This is a genomic window from Spirosoma flavus (assembly GCF_054778555.1).
This window is the reverse complement of record NZ_BAAGZL010000006.1, coordinates 237,195-255,619: the sequence shown is the minus strand read 5'-3', so window position 1 is coordinate 255,619 and position 18,425 is coordinate 237,195. Positions and strand designations below refer to the sequence as shown.

The following is an 18,425-nucleotide window of genomic DNA, read 5'->3' as shown; positions in this document are numbered from 1 at the left end:
CTACAACTCTCATTTTAAATGGAAGCAGTAGCAAGACTTAGAGATGTGCCCACGTCGCCCCGTAAGATGCGGTTGATCGCCGACCTGATTCGTGGTCAGCGCGTTAGCCGGGCGTTGGGTTTGTTGAAATACCAGCCACAGGCAGGTGCCGCCATACTGCAGAAAGTTCTGCTATCGGCAGTTGCTAACTGGCAGCAAAAGAATGAGGACGAGCGTATCGAAGACGCTAACCTCTACGTAAAAACAATTTTTGTCGATGGCGGTCCGATGCTGAAACGCCTGCGCCCTGCTCCACAGGGACGTGGTCACCGGATTCGGAAACGCTCAAACCACATCACCATCGTGGTTGATAGCGCAGCGCAAACCGCACTAACTTCGGCAGAAGCAGAAACCCCTGAAAACGAACAATAAAAAGAAATGGGACAAAAAATAAATCCAGTTGGCCTGCGACTTGGTATTGTTCGGGGCTGGGAGTCGAGCTGGTACGGCGGCAAAGAGTTTTCGGACAAACTCGTTGAAGACGAGAAAATCCGAAAATACGTAGCAGCCCGTATTCCGAAAGGAGCCATTGCTCGGGTAGTTATCGAACGGACGCTGAAGCGCGTTACGTTGACAATTCACACGGCTCGTCCGGGTATCGTTATCGGTAAAGGCGGTGGCGAAGTCGATAAGATCAAAGAAGAGTTGAAGAAAGTAACGGGCAAAGACGTTCAAATCAACATCTTCGAAATCAAACGGCCTGAAGTTGACGCTAAACTGGTTGGCGAAGCTATCGCTCAGCAGTTGCAAGCGCGGATTTCGTTCCGTCGTGCAATGAAGCAAGCCATTCAGTCGGCGCTTCGCGTTGGTGCTCAAGGTATCAAAGTGAAAGTCTCTGGTCGATTAGGTGGTGCTGAGATTGCCCGTTCAGAGCAATACAAAGAAGGTCGTGTACCCCTTCATACGCTACGTGCCGACATCGATTACGCTATCTCGGAAGCACAAACCGTATATGGTAAAATCGGCATCAAGGTGTGGATTTTCAAAGGTGAAGTATACGGCAAACGTGATCTGTCTCCAGCAGCTATGATGAGCCAGGCGCAAGCTGGCGAACGTAGCGCTTCTTCGAACGATCGTGGTGATCGTCGTGGACCTCGTGGCGACCGTGAAGGTAACGACCGTGGTGGTCGTGGCCGGGGTGATCGTAACGACCGTGGCGGTAACAACCGTGGCGGTGGTGGCCAGGGCGGTAATCGCGGTGGCGGTGGCCAGGGTGGTAATCGCGGTGGCGGTGGCCAGGGTGGTAATCGCGGTGGAGGACCAAGACGATAATTTTAGTCAACAGTCGTCAGTTAACGGTCTTTAGCAGTTCTATCGACTATCGACTAACCACTATCGACTACAACTTTTAGAGCTATGTTACAGCCAAAAAGAACAAGATTCCGCAAACAACATAAAGGAAGGATTCCAGGTATCGCATCGCGCGGACATGAAATCGCTTTCGGTACGTTCGGTATCAAATCGCTGGAGCCAGGACGTATCACTGCCCGTCAGATTGAAGCCGCTCGTATTTCCGTAACCCGTGCAATGAAACGGGAAGGCCAGGTTTGGATTCGTATTTTCCCTGATAAGCCAATTACGAAAAAGCCAGCCGAAGTACGGATGGGTAAAGGTAAAGGTGCTCCCGAGTATTGGGTAGCCGTTGTAAAGCCCGGCACGATTATGTTCGAAGCAACGGGTGTTCCGCTCGAAACGGGTATGGAAGCACTACGTCTGGCAGCTCAGAAACTGCCTGTTCGGACCAAGTTTGTGGTTCGGCGTGATTATCAGGAGCAAGGCGAGGAATAAGATCCTAAGCGACGAACAAGATGAAAAAAGAAGATTTAAAAGGATTGTCGGCCGACCAACTACGTACTGAAATAGGTGCTGAGCAGGACCGACTGCAGAAACTGAACTTTGCGCACGCTGTATCTCCAATCGAGAACCCAATGCGCATCCGCGAGAGCCGTAAACGGATTGCTCGCCTACACACAGAACTGACAGCGAAATCGCGGCAAGCCTAATAAGAACGACGATGGAAGAGCAACAAGCACCAGCACCGCAGGAAGAGGCAGCAGCAACGCCAGCGGCAGCAGCTACAACAGAACAGCCGAAAGCAGCCGCTCCCGCAACGAGCGAAGCTACTCCGGCTTCGGAACGTAACGCTCGGAAAGAGCGTATCGGACGGGTGACCAGCAATAAAATGCAGAAAACGATTACGGTATCTATCGACCGTAAAGTGAAGCACCCGTTGTACCACAAGTTTCAGACGAAAACGAAGAAACTTACGGTTCATGATGAAAACAATGAGTGTGGTATTGGCGACACCGTTCGCGTAATGGAAACCCGCCCATTGAGCAAGAATAAACGTTGGCGGTTAGTCGAAATCATCGAAAAAGCGAAGTAAGCCATGGTACAGCAAGAATCAAGATTAGGTGTAGCAGATAACAGCGGTGCGAAAGAAGTACTCGTTATCCGCGTTCTGGGCGGTACAGGCAAACGGTATGCATCGGTCGGTGATAAAATCGTCGTAACGGTGAAACAGGCGCTGTCGTCCAGCAGCATGAAAAAAGGTACGGTTTCGAAAGCCGTTGTTGTTCGGACAAAGAAAGAGGTACGTCGGAAAGATGGGTCGTACATTCGCTTTGAAGACAATGCCGCCGTGTTGCTCAACAACAACGATGAGCCACGTGGTACCCGGATTTTTGGGCCTGTAGCCCGCGAATTGCGCGAAAAGCAATTCATGAAAATTGTATCGTTAGCCCCGGAGGTACTTTAAGCAATGGAAAAGAAAATAACGCTACCGAAACATAAATTCCACATCAAAACAGGTGATACTGTTCTGGTGATTGGCGGTAACTCGAAAGGCCAGCGTGGCGTGGTAACGGAAGTAATCGTTGAAAAAGACCGCGCTCGTGTAGAAGGTGTTGCAATGATTACAAAACACCTGAAACCAACGGCCTCTAATCCGCAGGGGAGTCTGGTGAAAACGGAGGGTTCAATCCATATCAGCAATCTGAAACTGGTTGATCCTGCTACCGGCGAACCAACCCGCACGGGTCGTAAGTTGAATGATAAGGGTAAATTACAACGGTTCTCGAAAAAGACCGGCAATTTCATCCCTGACGTCCGTAAATAATAAAGGTCTAAGAAAATGGCAACGCCAAGACTGAAAGAAAAATATTTGAGCGAAGTTGTTCCTCAGTTGAAGGACAAGTTTCAGTATAAGTCGATCATGCAAGTGCCGCGTCTGAGCAAAATTGTCATCAACAAAGGAATTGGAGCTGCTGTCGCTGATAAGAAACTGGTTGACGTAGGCGTCGAAGAATTGACGATGATCACGGGCCAGAAAGCCGTTCCGACGCTGTCGAAAAAGGCTGTTTCGAACTTCAAACTGCGGGAGAAAATGCCGATCGGTGCGAAGGTAACGCTACGTGGTGAGCGGATGTATGAATTCCTGGACCGGTTGACATCGGTATCGCTGCCACGAGTTCGTGACTTCAAAGGTATCAGCGACAAAGGATTCGATGGACGTGGTAACTATACGTTCGGCGTGCAGGAGCAGATTATCTTCCCAGAAATCAGCATCGACAAAGTAGCCCGTATTTCAGGTATGGACATTACGTTCGTAACGACCGCTAATACCGACAACGAAAGCTACGAGCTACTGAAAGCAATGGGAATGCCGTTTGCTAAAAGTGGTAAATAATAACCGACACAAAGGCTAAGACAATGGCAAAAGAATCAATCAAAGCACGGGAACGGAAGCGTGAAGCGCTAGTTGCCAAATACGCTGCGAAACGTAAGGCTTTAAAAGAAGCCGGTGACTATATCGGCCTGGACAAGCTGCCTAAAAATGCATCGCCAGTACGTCTGCACAATCGTTGCAAACTTACGGGACGTCCTCGGGGCTACATGCGCAAGTTTGGTATTTCGCGGGTAACGTTCCGTGAGATGGCATCGGCAGGTAAAATCCCAGGTGTAACCAAGGCAAGCTGGTAATTCCAGATTCCATTTCTATTTGTAATTCAGTTTCCGTAATTTTGCGAACTCTTTTGAAAAGCAGGGGTTTGCAAGTAACGCAACGCTAAGAATGAATACAGATCCAATAGCAGATTACCTGACACGTGTCAGAAACGCTATCCGTGCTCGGCACCGGGTTGTGGAAATCCCTGCTTCAAACATAAAGAAAGAAATTACCAAAGTTTTGTACGATAAAGGGTATATCCAGAACTACAAGTTCGACGATAGCACTCCACAGGGCTCTATCAAAATCGCTCTGAAGTACAATCCAACAACGAAGCAGTCGGCTATCGTTGATCTGCAACGTATCAGCCGCCCAGGTCTGCGACAGTATCGGGGTGCTGACAACCTGCCACGTATCCTGAATGGATTAGGCGTTGCTATCCTTTCGACATCGAAAGGGGTAATGACCGATAAGGAAGCGAAGACGCTGAACGTGGGTGGAGAGGTATTGTGTTACGTCTATTAATCCGAATTGAACGATGTCACGTATAGGTAAGAAACCCATCGCCCTACCCAGCAACGTAACGTTGTCTGTCGACAATCAAAACGTCGTGACGGTAAAAGGGCCTAAAGGCACCCTGACCCAGTCGGTTGACCCGGACATTTCGGTAGCAATCGAAGAGGGACAGATTCAGGTAGCACGCCCAACTGATCAGAAGCGTCATAAAGCCATGCACGGTCTATACCGTTCGCTGGTGAACAACATGGTAACGGGTGTTAGCGAAGGCTACAAACTAAACCTCGAAATCATTGGGGTTGGTTATAAAGCGGCTGTTACGAATAACGTTCTTGAACTGCAACTAGGCTACTCGCACAATGTGTATGTAGCAGTTCCGCAAGAAATTAAAGTAACGGCTGTTACCGAGAAAGGACAAAACCCTAAAGTATATCTGGAAGGTATTGATAAACAACTTCTTGGCGACGTAGCGGCTAAAATTCGTTCGTTGCGGAAAGTTGAGCCTTACAAAGGCAAAGGTATCCGCTTCGTTGGTGAGCAAGTTCGCCGGAAAGCAGGTAAAACTTCGTCTAAGAAATAATTTGGTTCTAGTTCAACGTTTTAAGCCATGGCTTAAAACGTTGAACTAGAAACTTGGAACAATAAAACGCCTATTTGGTCGGAATCAAATAAGATGGCAACGAATAAACAAGAAAGAAGACAGCGGATTAAGTTTGGTATCCGGGCTAAAGTTTCGGGTACGGCTGAGCGTCCGCGCCTGTCGGTTTTCCGTTCGAACAAAGCGATTTACGCACAACTTATCGACGACGTAGCAGGCCGCACGCTGGCCGCTGCTTCATCAGTTGAGCTGAAAAGCGAAGTTGAAGGAAACACCCTGGATACGGCGAAAAAAGTGGGCCAGCGCCTGGCCGAGAAAGCAGTTGCTCAGAACATCAGCGCGGCTGTGTTCGATCGTAACGGCTACTTATATCACGGTAAAGTAAAAGCACTGGCCGATGCAGCCCGCGAGGGTGGCCTTAAGTTCTAAGCGATGAACATCAATTCAGCAAGACCGACAAAATTCAACGAAGCCGACCTGAAAGAAAAGGTTGTAGCCATCAACCGCGTAGCGAAGGTGGTAAAAGGTGGTCGCCGGTTCAGTTTCTCGGCGATTGTGGTCGTCGGCGACGGAAACGGTGTAGTTGGGTACGGATTGGGTAAAGCCAATGAAGTAACCGACGCTATTGCTAAAGGTGTGGAAGATGCCAAGAAAAATCTGGTACAGATTCCGCTTCTGAAGCGCACGGTTCCCCACGAAATGGAAGGTAAATTCAGCGGTGGTTTTGTACTGCTGAAGCCAGCTGCTCCCGGTACGGGTGTGATTGCTGGTGGTGCTATGCGTGCCGTTCTTGAATCGGCTGGCGTACACGACATCCTTGCAAAATCGAAAGGTTCGTCGAACCCACACAACGTAGTAAAAGCTACGTTAGACGCTCTGCTCAAAATGCGTTTACCGCATCAGGTAGCTTTCCAGCGTCAGGTAAGCCTGGCTAAAGTATTTAACGGTTAATATAAAGGAGCAACTGACATGGCACGAGTACGTATCACGCAAGTCCGCAGCACCATTAAGCGGCCGTTAGCGCAAAAGAATGCTATCAAGGCGTTAGGCCTGGGCAAAATTAATCGCAGCATTGAGTTGGAATACAACGATGCGCTGAAAGGTGCGATTAATAAGGTGCAGCACCTGGTGAAAGTTGAAGAAATTTAAGTACCTTTGCGATTCTTTTGGTTTTCGGGCCGTTTTGACGCTACGTTAGAGCTGCCAGGAGAAGCCAAAAGAATCACTTTTTACAAATAAACCAATGAATTTAAGCAACCTTAGACCGGCAAAAGGTTCCGTCAGAGAGCGCAAGCGAGTCGGACGCGGGCAAGGATCAGGCATGGGCGGTACGTCTACGCGTGGTCACAAAGGAGCGCAATCGCGCTCAGGTTACAGTCGTAAAACACACTTCGAAGGTGGTCAGATGCCGCTTCAACGTCGTGTGCCAAAATTCGGCTTCAAAAATATTAACCGCGTCGAGTACAAACCTCTAAATCTGGATAGTATCCAGGCTCTGGTTGATGAAACCAAGGCAACCGTAGTTGATCTGGAATTCCTGCGTCAACATGGTTTGGTGAGTAAAAAAGACCTGGTGAAAGTATTGAGCCGGGGCGAATTGACGTCTGCTATTGAAGTTCATGCGCATGCTTTCTCGACAAGTGCGAAAGATGCTATTGAAAAAGCAGGCGGTAAGGCAATTGTGCCAACAAAAGAAGCGAACGAGGAAGCAGCGAATTAAGTAGTGAGTAAGGCATCAGCTGACCTATTTTTATGAACCGACTCATCACCACGTTTAAGAATATTTTTGCAATTGACGAGTTGCGGAGTCGAATCCTCAACACGCTGTTGTTTATCACTGCGTTTCGGCTTGGTTCGGCAATTGTATTGCCGGGCGTTGACCCAAACAAGTTAAACATCAGCACGGGAGGATTACTTGGCTTGCTCGATACCTTTTTAGGAGGAGCATTCAGTAAAGCGTCAATCTTTGCGTTGGGTATTATGCCGTATATCTCGGCATCGATTGCTATTCAGCTCCTTACGTTAGCCTTACCTTACTTCCAGAAAATGCAAAAGGAAGGTGAATCGGGCCGTAAGCGACTGAACCAGATTACGCGTGTGCTGACAATCGGCGTAACAGCTGTACAAGCCATTACGTATGTAAACACGACGATTCCGGCGGAAGCTCTGCTGATCGACCGTGGTTTATTTACAATAGCTTCTGTATTTATCCTGACGTCGGGTACCATCTTCTGTATGTGGCTGGGCGAACGTATCACGGATAAAGGCATTGGAAATGGTATCTCCATGATCATCATGATCGGTATCGTTTCCCGGCTTCCAGGCGCTATCATCGGTGAACAACAGTCGCGTGGATCAAGCGGAATTCTGCTTTTCGTTCTGGAGTTAGTAGCACTATATTTCGTAGTAATGGGAGCAGTTGTACTGACACAGGCCGTTCGTCGGATTCCAATTCAGTATGCGAAGCAAGTGATTGGTAACAAAGTTGTAGGCGGTCAGCGGCAGTATCTGCCTCTAAAACTGAATGCAGCTGGTGTAATGCCTATCATTTTCGCGCAAGCGCTGATGTTCATCCCGACCTACGTAGCAGGGTTGTTTTCTGAGAAAAGCGATTTTGCCGCTAGCATTCAGAATGCTTTCCAGAGCTATACGACTTGGCAGTATAACGTATTATTTGGCTTGCTGATCATCATCTTTACGTTCTTCTACACCGCTATTTCGGTTAACCCGGTTCAAATAGCAGATGATATGAAACGTAGCGGTGGATTCATCCCTGGCGTAAAACCTGGCATTCAGACATCAGAATATATCGGTACGGTACTTGACCGTATTACGTTGCCTGGTGCTGTTATGCTGGCAATCGTAGCTATTCTGCCTGCTATTGCAAACCTACTTGGTATGACCAGTGGTTTCGCACAGTTCTTCGGCGGTACATCGCTGTTGATCATGGTTGGTGTAGTTCTTGATACGTTGCAACAGGTTGAAAGCTATCTGTTAATGCGTCGCTACGAAGGGTTGATGAAGTCGGGTAGAGTGCAGGGACGCACCAACGAAACAGTAGCAGCTTAACCGAAATGAGTGGTTCTGACAAAAAGGATAAGATGATTTATTTCAGAAGCGATGAAGAAATCGCTCTGATTAAAGCCAGTGCGCAGGTGCTTGGAAAAGCCCATGCTGAGGTGGCTAAACTTATCCGGCCAGGCGTTACCACTAAGGAACTAGATACCGTTGCCGAAACGTTTATTAAGGATAATGGTGGTTCTCCTTCTTTCTTAGGGTACAACAAGTTTCCTGCCTCACTCTGTATTTCCATTAATGATGTGGTTGTGCATGGCATTCCAAGCCGTTACGAACTCCGCGATGGTGATATTGTCTCGATTGACTGCGGTGTTAAACTGAATGGGTTTCATAGCGATAGCGCTTATACGTATCCAATCGGCGACGTAGCACCAGCAGTACGTCGACTATTAGCCCGGACAAAAGAATCTCTGTACGTTGGTGTAGAGAAAGCTATCGAAGGGAATCGGGTGGGTGATATTGGTTACGCAATCCAGACATATACCGAAAAGTTTGGTTATTCGGTGGTGCGGGAATTAGTGGGTCATGGCGTGGGCCAGAACTTACATGAGGCACCTGAAGTACCCAATTACGGTAAGAGAGGACAGGGACCAAAATTGCAGGAAGGAATGATTCTGGCGATTGAGCCCATGATCAACTTTGGCAAAAAAGGAGTAGTACAGGAACGGGATGGCTGGACAATTCGGACTGTAGACAGAAAACCATCGGCTCACTTTGAGCATACGGTAGCAGTCCGGAAAGGGAAAGCTGAAATTCTGACCACCTTCGAATACATTGAAGCAGTTACCGCAAATACGAGCCTGATGGTTGAATCTCAGGAATTAGTGGTAGCATAAAGCGAATATGGCAAAGCAGAATTCTATAGAGCAAGACGGTATTATTTTGGAGGCATTATCGAATGCTATGTTCCGGGTTGAACTCGCTAACAAGCATGAAGTAATTGCTCACATCTCTGGTAAAATGCGGATGAATTACATTAAAATTCTACCAGGAGATCGCGTGAAATTGGAAATGTCGCCTTACGATTTAAGTAAGGCCAGGATTGTGTATCGATACAAATAAGTTTTCTGTTTAATGTTTACCGTTTTCAGTTATTAAAGATCAACTGGGAAGTGTAAACAGAAAACTGGAGACAGTAAACTGTAAACTTTTATCATGAAAGTTAAAGCGTCAATCAAGAAGCGCAGCGAAGACTGCAAAGTGATCCGGCGGAAAGGGAAGCTGTACGTGATCAACAAAAAGAATCCCCGTTATAAACAAAGACAAGGCTAAGCATGGCACGTATTGCAGGTGTTGATATTCCAGACAAGAAGCGTGGTGAAATCGCGCTGACATACATCTTTGGCATTGGCCGGAGCCGGGCGAAAAAAATCTTGACCGACGCAGGTATTAGTGTCGACAAAAAAGCCAGCGAATGGTCAGACGAAGAAGCCAGCGCTGTTCGTAACGCCATCTCAAACGAATACAAAGTTGAAGGTCAGCTACGTTCGGAAGTTCAGTTGAGCATCAAACGTCTGATGGACATCGGTTGCTATCGTGGTCTGCGTCACCGGAAAGGGTTGCCTGTTCGCGGTCAGCATACGAAAAACAACTCACGTACCCGGAAAGGTAAACGTAAAACTGTTGCTAACAAGAAAAAAGTAACGAAATAATTAATCGGTCGCTCATCGTCATACGAAGCATTTGTGGTCATCTCATAAGTAGACGGCAAGTAATGTTAACCGGTGACACATTGACGATTACCTAAAACAATGGCTCAAGCAAAACGCAAAGACAAAGCGAAAAAGCGGGTGGTAGTTGTTGAACCTACTGGCCAGGTACATATCCGGGCTACGTTCAATAACATCATTATTTCAATTACCAACATGAATGGTCAGGTAATTTCCTGGGCTTCGGCTGGTAAAATGGGCTTCCGTGGCTCGAAGAAAAATACACCATATGCTGCTCAAACGGCTGCACAAAACTGTGCTACTGTTGCCCATGACCTGGGAATGCGCAAAGCAGAGGTGTTTGTGAAAGGTCCAGGATCTGGTCGTGAATCGGCTATCCGTACCATTCAGAACTCGGGTATCGAAGTAACGACTATCCGTGATATTACCCCGCTGCCGCACAATGGATGCCGGCCGCCAAAACGTCGTCGCGTATAACACGGATGACATGAATAGGGGCAGGCGACATTTGGTTGTGTCTGTCCAATGTTTCACAATTATTCATTCATTAAAGAATGGCACGTTACACAGGGCCAAAAGCCAAAATTTCGCGGAAGTTCGGCGAACCCGTGATGGGACCGAGCAAAGCGCTCCAGAAAAAAAATTACGGACCGGGTATGCACGGTCGGGGCCGCAAACGGAAACAGTCCGAATATGCGCTCCAGTTAACAGAAAAGCAGAAAGTAAAATATACCTACGGCATCCTGGAACGTCAGTTCCGCGCTTTATTCCACAGAGCACAGGTTCGTGAAGGTATCACTGGTGAAAACCTGCTAAAATTATGCGAAGCCCGCTTAGATAACACCGTTTATCGTCTGGGTATTGCTTCATCACGTCGTTCTGCTCGCCAGCTAGTAGCTCACAAACACATTGTTGTTGATGGCGAAGTAGTTAACATTCCTTCATATTCCCTCAAACCAGGTCAACTGATCAGCGTTCGGGAAAAATCGAAATCGCTGGAAGCAATTACAACCAGCGTAGCAGCTCGTAATACGAAACGGTATAATTGGGTTGAATGGGATGCGCAACAACTGACGGGTAAATTTATCAGCTACCCTGAGCGCGATCAAATCCCGGAGAACTTCAACGAGCAGGCCATCGTCGAATTGTATTCGAAGTAATAGATAGTTTATTGATTACCGTTTTCTCTTAGCATTCCGGGTTGCGATTGATACTCGATATATCTAATAGGAAACGGTAAACGATAAGCGGAAAACTTGTTTATAGTCTTCACGCCAAGGCAGAGAACTGCTGTAAAAATACGAAACGTATGTCAATATTAGCGTTCCAGATGCCCGACAAAGTCGTAGTGGAGAAAGCTGACGACTTTCACGGGGTGTTTGAATTTAAACCCCTTGAAAAAGGATACGGTGTAACCATTGGGAATGCGCTACGTCGCATTTTGCTTTCCTCGTTGGAAGGCTATGCTATTACAAGCGTAAAATTCCCCGGTGTGTTACACGAATTTTCTTCCATCGAGGGTGTTGTTGAAGACGTGACTGAAATTATTCTGAACCTGAAAATGATCCGGTTCAAGAAGATTTCGGACATGGTTGACAACAAAATTACCGTCAACATTAAGAAGCAATCAGTTTTAAAAGCTGGTGATATATCTAAATTCTCGCCATCGTTTGAGGTGCTGAACCCTGAACTGGAAATCTGTCATATTGACGATACGCGGGATTTGGAAATGGAAATTTTCGTTGAAAAAGGTCGCGGCTACGTTCCTGCCGATGAACCACGTGCCAACGAACTTCCGTTTGGTCATATCCCGATCGATGCTATTTATACGCCGATCAAAAACGTGAAATATAGCGTTGAAAACACGCGGGTTGAGCAGAAGACGGACTTTGAACGGCTGTTGCTGGATATCGAAACGGATGGTTCGATCCACCCGGAAGATGCACTGAAAGGTGCAGCTTATATCCTGATTCAGCACTTCATGCTGTTCTCAGATCAAACGATGACATTCGAAACGACCAAGCCGGAAGAAGAAAATGTTGTTGACGAAGAAGTACTGCATATGCGCAAACTGCTGAAAACGTCGTTGGCCGACCTCGACCTTTCAGTACGTGCCTACAACTGTCTTAAGTCGGCTGATGTTCGGACATTGGGTGACCTGGTTCGGTTAGAAATTTCGGATATGATGAAATTCCGCAACTTCGGAAAGAAATCATTAACCGAATTAGAGCAACTGGTGGCAGAAAAAAATCTGACGTTCGGTATGGACGTCTCGAAGTACAGATTAGACGAAGACTAAAAGCCGCGATGGGAATAGGGCTTAGGGCATTGGGACAGACAACCCCGAGCCCCATGCCTGTAACCCTAAGCCAAGATAACAATGAGACACGGTAAAAAAGATAATCACTTAGGTCGGACACATTCGCACCGCGAAGCGATGCTCCAGAACCTGGCTACGTCGCTGATTATGCACAAGCGTATCGAAACGACAGTTGCCAAAGCGAAGGAACTCCGCAAGTTCGTAGAGCCAATCCTGACACGGGCGAAAGATGATACGTTTCAGAATCGTCGGGTTGTGTTCCAGTCGCTGCATAACAAAGAAACCATCAAAGAATTATTCGGTACGGTAGCTGATAAAATTGCCAGCCGTCCAGGTGGTTATACACGTATCATTAAATTAGGTAATCGTTTGGGCGACAACGCTGATACGTGCCTGATTGAATTGGTTGACTTCAACGAATTGCTAGTTGCTGCTGTAGCTGAGAAAGAAGCGGCTACTACGAAAACGCGCCGGAGCCGTCGCGGAAGTGGTGCACGTCAGGTTGCTACGTCGACTGAGGCACCTGCTGCAACGACTGAGGTTGCGGAAGAAGCTGCTCCAGCCGTTGAATCTGCCGAAGTAGAAGAAACTCCTGCAGCTACTACGTCAGCTAACGACGATCTGACCAAGATTGAAGGTATTGGTCCGAAAATCGCAGAGTTGCTCAACAACGCAGGTATTACTACCTTTGCACAGTTGGCCGATGCACAGGACGAAACTGTTCAACAAGTGTTGACGGAAGCTGGTCCTCGGTTCAACGTACATGATGCAACAACCTGGAACGAGCAGGCGGCTCTAGCCCGTGATGGCAAATGGGACGAACTAACGGAGTTGCAGGACCGTTTAAAAGGTGGTAAAGAATAATAAAGTGACCAACTGACACGTCATATAGAAATGGGTTAACCGCACCGGTTAGCCCTTTTTTTTAGTCTTTCAAGCCAAAACGAATAGATGAAACATACAAAGCAACCTGAAGCATTACTGGTTTTACAAGATGGAACGGTTTATCGAGGTCTGGCACTCGGGAAAATTGGTACGGCTGGAGGTGAGATTTGCTTTAACACCGGTATGACCGGCTATCAGGAAATTTATACCGACCCTTCTTATTATGGTCAAGTTATTATCAATACCACATCACATATTGGTAATTACGGCGTCCTAAATAATGGCGAGCAAGAATCGGGTAGTGTTAAAATCCGGGCGATGGTATGCAATTTCTTCTCGAACATTCACTCTCGCTATACGGCCGACGGTTCCTTACAGGAGTATTTCGAGCGGGCAAATATTGTTGGGATTCATGGTGTCGATACACGGCAGTTGGTACGTTACATTCGCTCGAAAGGTGTAATGAACTGTATCATTTCATCTGAAATTCTTGATCCAGCCGTATTACTAGCTGAATTGAACAAAGTGCCCGATATGGCTGGCCTGGAGCTGTCGTCGGAAGTTTCTACCAAAGAATCCTATGAGCAGGGCGATCCTGAAGCGAATTTGCGGGTAGCAGTGCTGGATTTGGGCGTGAAACGTAGCATTCTGAGCAACTTCAATCAGCGGGGTGTATTCTGCAAAGTATTCCCAGCCCGAACGCCACATGAAGAATTAGCTGCCTGGAAACCGAACGGTTATTTCATCGCTAACGGCCCCGGTGACCCGGCCGCCATGCCTTACGCTGTGGAGACAGTTAAGCAGGCGTTAGATACCGATAAGCCTTTATTTGGGATTTGCCTCGGCCACCAGATTCTGTCGCTGGCAAGTGGCATTTCGACCTATAAAATGCACAATGGGCACCGTGGGCTGAACCATCCAGTTAAAAATCTGATTACAGGACACTGCGAAGTAACGTCGCAGAACCACGGGTTTGCGGTGAAAGCTGATGAAGTAATGGATCACTCAAACGTTGAGCTAACGCACATTAACCTCAACGATAAAACAATTGAAGGGATCCGCCGAAAAGATAAACCAGCGTTTTCGGTACAGTATCACCCCGAATCTTCGCCTGGGCCGCACGACTCGCACTACCTGTTCGATCAGTTCGTACAGATGATGAAAGAGTAATAGAAAGCCTGGGTTTCCCCAGGCTTTTTTGTATTTGTTATTCAATAGCTCGCCAAAATTCCCGGCTCCACTTACGCTCAAATATCCACTTACGAGATTGCAAAGCCGTAGGCAAATAAGCATGAGCCTGTTTTGGTGATTGCTGATAATAAGCATCATCATCGGTCAGAATAAGCGATTCATACGTAGCGTCAACTTTGACAGTTAAATCAGCGAAAGGTAATTCAGGACGCCAATTCGGATGCCGAGCCGCTAATTTGTTTTTCAACAACGCATCCGAAGGCAAAATCTGTTGGGAATGTGGCGTTGGCTGGAATTGCTGCTGTGCTACGTTAAGCGCGTAGGTCAGATACGATTTCAGTAATTTGGGACCAATATTAGCAGTCTCCGCTACGTTCAATTGTTCTGGCCATAGGCTCGTAACTACATACACGCGTTCACGGGCGCGGGTGATTGCTACGTTCAAACGGTTCTCGCCACCCCGTGCGTTCAAACTACCAAATTGCGTAGATACTTTCCCTCGCTCATCAGGAGCGTATCCAATCGAGAAAATAATCACGTCGCGCTCATCACCCTGAACGTTTTCAATGTTCTTGACAAACAAATTCGGCGGTGTTGCTGAAGAGCTTTCCTCTGAAAAAGACTTAGTTGCCATGTTACTCTCCAGCATATCCTGAATAAGCTGCTGCTGCGGGTAGTTGAACGTAACAATGCCAACCGACCGACCCGGCATTTCAGTAGTTAATTGGTCGAGGAGTTGAAGAATCGCTTCAGCCTCAACAGGATTGGTGTTCTGTTGCCAAATTCCTTTTACGTTCAGATAGCGGATGGCAGGTTCGTTTCGATTAATGTCGTCAAAATGGGGGAGCAAGGAAAGTTTGCTGCCGTAAAAATGCTCGTTGGAGAACGTAATAAGGTCAAGTGAATGGCTACGGTAGTGTTCCGTTAGCGAAACTTGCGGCAATTGTTGAGCGGCTAATTCCAGCAACGATTCAACTTCTAATGCGACCGGCGTTTCTTCTTCCTGCTCCGTATCATCCAGACGGGTTCGGTACAGATCGCTCGGACGCAATTGCTGATTATCGCCGGTTATAACGACCTGTTTTCCACGAGCCATTGCAGGAACTCCGTTTTCGGCAAAACACTGCGACGCTTCGTCAAAAATGACCAGATCGAACAAATCCGCACGTAGCGGAAACATGGCCGATACCGATTCTGGAGAAGCCAGCCAGCATGGAACTAGCTTAAATACCTCATCCGCAAACGATTCCATCAACTTACGTACTGGCCAGATGTTACGTTTCTTAGTGGTCTGATGGAGCAAATCACGATACGTCACTACGTTGTTCAGGCGATTGAGCGTCAGGTTTCGATACGTCTGTTCACGAAGTTTTACCAGAAGAATATCACGACTGAGCGATTGCTTTCGGTCAACGCTTTGCTGTAACGTCTGTTCCCATTGACTCATTTTTAGCGACGATACGCTACGTAGCATGGGGTACGTGTTTTCGATATGGTCGAGCCAAACCTGTCGGAGACTTGTTTGAAATACATCGACCCAGTTTGTAGAATCCTGCTGTTTTAACCGGTCGACAACGGTTTTCTCTACGTCCGAAAATCCTTCCAGCAAACGATCTGATTCAACCATCAAATCAAAATCGCGACGTAGTATTTGACGAGCCTTGACAGCAAATCCGTCATCCTCCCAGATGTTGCTTACCTGGTCTGGCGTCAGATACGTCTGCGTAGCACTTTGCAATTGTGATACGTCGAGTGCCAGCGCCAACATCGTTTTAACCGATTCCGAGAACTGCTCATGCGTTTGCCAGCAACGTTCGGGCAGCTGTTGTAGTGGATTTATAGTACTTAAACGATCGGTTAAATGTTGCGCCTGACGTAGCAGACGTAGGCTTTCCGGCGTTTCCGGTAGCGGTAAACCAGATAGCAACGTACTGACCTCATGCCGAATGGCTTCCAGACGAATACGTTTTTCGATACGTTGCTCCAGCATTTGCAAATCGATTTGAGATAACGTTAGGCCGTTAGCTGACGCCACCGACTGTAACTGCGCTTTCCCGGCGTTGGTTAGTTGCCACCAATTCCAGGTTATCCACGATGAGCGGGCTATAAGTGCATCAGTCAGTAACATTTTGAATGCACGTAAATCAGATGTGAGCAACGACGGCTCGGGGCCGGGTGGTGTCAACGCATCGGTCCAGGCTTCGGCAAGTCGTTCTAATTTTGCTTCATCTATAGTCATCGCCGGATGATTTGGCGATTTACGTAATAACTGGACAACGGCCCAAAGTGTAGAAGCATCGGGTACTTCAAGCAATGTTAGTAACGCAGTTAAATCCCAGTCGTGTACTTGCCAGTCAGTTAGTCGATTAAGCGATGATGGCTGCCCTAACAGCTGGCTCGTTTGCTCGTTTGCTCGATTGCGAAGCTGCTGCCATTGCGTAATAGCTTGTTCAACTCTAACTAAATCAGCGTTTGTAAACGACGCAAAATCCACTCGGTTATTCCAAAGGTGGTCTGTTCCTAAACGCTGTTGATAAGCAGCATAATCCGTAAGGTGTCGGACAAAGTTATCCACATTAGTTAAGTGGAAGTGTGGATAACTATCTTCCAGCGAAATTGCTTTTATGGACGGATCAATGGTCAAATACAGTTCTTTCGCCGAAACGCCACTGATACTAGTGTCAAAAAGAGCGTCTTTAAATGCCTGTAATTCATTCACTGTATCGTCAATTCGGCGGCTCTCTACGTCGAAATCGCGTTCGAGTAACACTGCATTTAAACTATTATTCTGCTGGCGATACGTATCGATCTGGTTAATCTGGCCTGCGATCTGGGTGTATAACTCGCGCCGGTCATCCTGAAAATCGTGAATCAGAGCCAGAAAAGCGCCCATGCCTACTTGCTGAAGTCGCTCCTGTACTACGTCGAGGGCGGCACGTTTCTGACAAACCAACAGCACACGTTTTCCCGAAGCCGCTGCATCGGCCATGATGTTCGCAATCAGTTGTGACTTGCCTGTACCCGGTGGGCCCTGAACCACTAATGAATTGCCGGCTTTTACTGCCCGCACAGCCGCTTCCTGTGACGCATCCATAGGTAAAGGTGTATGGATGAATTTTTCAGGTAGAGGGCGCGGGGTAGGGGATATAGGGCTTAGGGTAGGAATAGTGGAAAAGTCTTCATCAGCAACTACATGCTCAAACCCTTCTGCATCTTCATTCTCTGCCCTCTTTGCTTCTTCCTGCTCTGCTATCAACTTATCATAATCTGGCACCAGAAATGAGCCGGCCTGGGGGAAAATGCCCAAAACAGCTTCTGGATAGAGTTTTAGTTCTCCGGTACGTTCGAGTTGGGCGAGGTCTTTGCTAGACTGTTTGTTGAAAAACAGAAGTTTGTCCGTGAATAAATCCTGATTGAAATTGATTTCAAGCGGAGTTGTTTTAAGCCATTCGTAGAGTTGTGTACGAAAGGCAAGCGGATCGCGGTCGAAATCGTCCAGCGTTTTCTCTATGATTTCATCAGGTAGCTTCACCTGATTAAACTGACCATACGCCAATGCCAGCGTCGGATTCAGAAAGGCTAGCTCATCACCTCGGCGGGCAAGTTTCCAGAATTTACCCTGTTGCTCAATTTGTACAGGAAAAAACAGTAATGGTCCATGAATGACCGTATCATCCAGAAATTTACCTTTCACGAAGGGCCATCCAACGTATAAATCTTCGGTGCCGCGCTCTTCTTCAATAAATCGGGCTGTCCGGTCGATACGTCGAAGTTTCCGACTGACTTCGTTGCTACGTTCCTGCCTTGGGTCAATAACTTCGCACAAAGGCACCGACGATTTACGGGAAATCAGGTCGGCAATGAGACTAAATGAGGGCTTGTTGAGCAGGAAATCGGTTTCGTGCAGGTCCAGAAACTGACCGGTAGGTAAACTGGTGAGCAACAGCGAACGATTTCGGCTACTTAGGTTGGTTAATCGACGGCGAAACGTGCGTAGTACGTTGACAGATAACATGGGTGGAATCTACGATTCTATCCTATGTAAACGAAATCGTACCGGCTAATCTTACCTAGCAACGTAACGACTGGTACGTTCATGGAATTTGGTCACTACGTTCGTTATCAGTGAACGTAGTGACGACCAGTCTACAAGCAGAAAATGGAGCCGCATTCGAACGCTCA

General features: G+C 47.4%; 26 protein-coding genes. 25 read left to right on the top strand and 1 reads right to left on the bottom strand.

Going from position 1 to position 18,425, the window contains the following annotated elements:
• The first annotated feature begins 18 nt into the window (after positions 1-18).
• The 25 genes from rplV (at position 19) to carA (ending at position 14,222) form a co-directional block, all read left to right on the top strand.
• Complete coding sequence (gene rplV / locus ACYVF1_RS26555) at positions 19-411, top strand: 50S ribosomal protein L22 (RefSeq protein WP_461084660.1); 393 nt, start codon at positions 19-21, stop codon at positions 409-411.
• Positions 412-417: 6 nt separating this feature from the next.
• Positions 418-1,311 carry a 30S ribosomal protein S3 gene (gene rpsC / locus ACYVF1_RS26550; RefSeq protein WP_461084658.1) on the top strand — a complete coding sequence of 298 codons (894 nt, stop codon included), beginning with the start codon at positions 418-420 and terminating at the stop codon, positions 1,309-1,311.
• Positions 1,312-1,395: 84 nt separating this feature from the next.
• Positions 1,396-1,827, top strand: a complete 432-nt coding sequence (gene rplP / locus ACYVF1_RS26545; RefSeq protein ID WP_461084656.1) for a 50S ribosomal protein L16 — start codon at positions 1,396-1,398, stop codon at positions 1,825-1,827.
• Positions 1,828-1,847: 20 nt separating this feature from the next.
• Positions 1,848-2,042 carry a 50S ribosomal protein L29 gene (gene rpmC, locus ACYVF1_RS26540; RefSeq protein ID WP_190888452.1) on the top strand — a complete coding sequence of 65 codons (195 nt, stop codon included), beginning with the start codon at positions 1,848-1,850 and terminating at the stop codon, positions 2,040-2,042.
• Between the two features lie 11 nt (positions 2,043-2,053).
• A complete protein-coding gene (gene rpsQ / locus ACYVF1_RS26535) occupies positions 2,054-2,425 on the top strand; it encodes a 30S ribosomal protein S17 (protein WP_461084653.1) in 372 nt (123 codons plus the stop codon).
• A gap of 3 nt (positions 2,426-2,428) precedes the next feature.
• Entirely contained in the window at positions 2,429-2,797 is a 369-nt protein-coding gene (gene rplN / locus ACYVF1_RS26530; protein ID WP_018618706.1) for a 50S ribosomal protein L14, read from the top strand.
• 3 nt (positions 2,798-2,800) lie between these two features.
• Positions 2,801-3,157, top strand: a complete 357-nt coding sequence (gene rplX, locus ACYVF1_RS26525) for a 50S ribosomal protein L24 (RefSeq protein WP_461084651.1) — start codon at positions 2,801-2,803, stop codon at positions 3,155-3,157.
• 15 nt (positions 3,158-3,172) lie between these two features.
• Entirely contained in the window at positions 3,173-3,727 is a 555-nt protein-coding gene (gene rplE, locus ACYVF1_RS26520) for a 50S ribosomal protein L5 (RefSeq protein WP_461084649.1), read from the top strand.
• Positions 3,728-3,750: 23 nt separating this feature from the next.
• On the top strand, positions 3,751-4,020 hold the full coding sequence (gene rpsN, locus ACYVF1_RS26515) for a 30S ribosomal protein S14 (protein WP_020600943.1): 270 nt from the start codon (positions 3,751-3,753) through the stop codon (positions 4,018-4,020).
• A 91-nt stretch (positions 4,021-4,111) separates the two neighbouring features.
• Positions 4,112-4,510, top strand: a complete 399-nt coding sequence (gene rpsH / locus ACYVF1_RS26510) for a 30S ribosomal protein S8 (RefSeq protein ID WP_190888456.1) — start codon at positions 4,112-4,114, stop codon at positions 4,508-4,510.
• Positions 4,511-4,523: 13 nt separating this feature from the next.
• Positions 4,524-5,081, top strand: coding sequence for a 50S ribosomal protein L6 (gene rplF / locus ACYVF1_RS26505; protein ID WP_461084647.1), 558 nt, complete (start codon positions 4,524-4,526; stop codon positions 5,079-5,081).
• A gap of 93 nt (positions 5,082-5,174) precedes the next feature.
• Positions 5,175-5,528: a 50S ribosomal protein L18 gene (gene rplR / locus ACYVF1_RS26500; protein ID WP_461084645.1), complete on the top strand. Its 354-nt coding sequence runs from the start codon at positions 5,175-5,177 to the stop codon at positions 5,526-5,528.
• Between the two features lie 3 nt (positions 5,529-5,531).
• Complete coding sequence (gene rpsE, locus ACYVF1_RS26495; protein ID WP_020603982.1) at positions 5,532-6,050, top strand: 30S ribosomal protein S5; 519 nt, start codon at positions 5,532-5,534, stop codon at positions 6,048-6,050.
• A gap of 18 nt (positions 6,051-6,068) precedes the next feature.
• Positions 6,069-6,248 carry a 50S ribosomal protein L30 gene (gene rpmD / locus ACYVF1_RS26490; protein WP_461084643.1) on the top strand — a complete coding sequence of 60 codons (180 nt, stop codon included), beginning with the start codon at positions 6,069-6,071 and terminating at the stop codon, positions 6,246-6,248.
• A gap of 94 nt (positions 6,249-6,342) precedes the next feature.
• The gene (gene rplO, locus ACYVF1_RS26485) at positions 6,343-6,819 is read left to right on the top strand and encodes a 50S ribosomal protein L15 (protein WP_461084641.1); all 477 of its coding nucleotides are present in this window, start codon (positions 6,343-6,345) and stop codon (positions 6,817-6,819) included.
• A 32-nt stretch (positions 6,820-6,851) separates the two neighbouring features.
• Complete coding sequence (gene secY, locus ACYVF1_RS26480) at positions 6,852-8,168, top strand: preprotein translocase subunit SecY (protein WP_461084639.1); 1,317 nt, start codon at positions 6,852-6,854, stop codon at positions 8,166-8,168.
• A gap of 5 nt (positions 8,169-8,173) precedes the next feature.
• Positions 8,174-9,013 carry a type I methionyl aminopeptidase gene (gene map, locus ACYVF1_RS26475; RefSeq protein WP_461084637.1) on the top strand — a complete coding sequence of 280 codons (840 nt, stop codon included), beginning with the start codon at positions 8,174-8,176 and terminating at the stop codon, positions 9,011-9,013.
• A gap of 7 nt (positions 9,014-9,020) precedes the next feature.
• A complete protein-coding gene (gene infA, locus ACYVF1_RS26470; protein ID WP_018618718.1) occupies positions 9,021-9,239 on the top strand; it encodes a translation initiation factor IF-1 in 219 nt (72 codons plus the stop codon).
• Between the two features lie 93 nt (positions 9,240-9,332).
• The gene (gene ykgO / locus ACYVF1_RS26465) at positions 9,333-9,449 is read left to right on the top strand and encodes a type B 50S ribosomal protein L36 (RefSeq protein WP_018618719.1); all 117 of its coding nucleotides are present in this window, start codon (positions 9,333-9,335) and stop codon (positions 9,447-9,449) included.
• A 2-nt stretch (positions 9,450-9,451) separates the two neighbouring features.
• Positions 9,452-9,829 (top strand): 30S ribosomal protein S13, encoded by a 378-nt coding sequence (gene rpsM / locus ACYVF1_RS26460; RefSeq protein WP_012930220.1) that lies wholly within the window; start codon positions 9,452-9,454, stop codon positions 9,827-9,829.
• Positions 9,830-9,928: 99 nt separating this feature from the next.
• A complete protein-coding gene (rpsK, locus tag ACYVF1_RS26455; protein ID WP_461084635.1) occupies positions 9,929-10,324 on the top strand; it encodes a 30S ribosomal protein S11 in 396 nt (131 codons plus the stop codon).
• A 77-nt stretch (positions 10,325-10,401) separates the two neighbouring features.
• Positions 10,402-11,007: a 30S ribosomal protein S4 gene (gene rpsD / locus ACYVF1_RS26450; protein ID WP_190888463.1), complete on the top strand. Its 606-nt coding sequence runs from the start codon at positions 10,402-10,404 to the stop codon at positions 11,005-11,007.
• Between the two features lie 149 nt (positions 11,008-11,156).
• Entirely contained in the window at positions 11,157-12,146 is a 990-nt protein-coding gene (locus tag ACYVF1_RS26445) for a DNA-directed RNA polymerase subunit alpha (protein ID WP_190888464.1), read from the top strand.
• A gap of 81 nt (positions 12,147-12,227) precedes the next feature.
• Positions 12,228-13,031, top strand: a complete 804-nt coding sequence (rplQ, locus tag ACYVF1_RS26440) for a 50S ribosomal protein L17 (RefSeq protein ID WP_461084632.1) — start codon at positions 12,228-12,230, stop codon at positions 13,029-13,031.
• A gap of 87 nt (positions 13,032-13,118) precedes the next feature.
• Positions 13,119-14,222, top strand: a complete 1,104-nt coding sequence (gene carA, locus ACYVF1_RS26435; protein WP_461084630.1) for a glutamine-hydrolyzing carbamoyl-phosphate synthase small subunit — start codon at positions 13,119-13,121, stop codon at positions 14,220-14,222.
• 37 nt (positions 14,223-14,259) lie between these two features.
• Here the strand turns inward: carA and ACYVF1_RS26430 are convergent, their stop codons facing one another.
• Complete coding sequence (locus tag ACYVF1_RS26430) at positions 14,260-18,258, bottom strand: AAA domain-containing protein (protein WP_461084628.1); 3,999 nt, start codon at positions 18,256-18,258, stop codon at positions 14,260-14,262.
• Between the last annotated feature and the right edge of the window lie 167 nt (positions 18,259-18,425).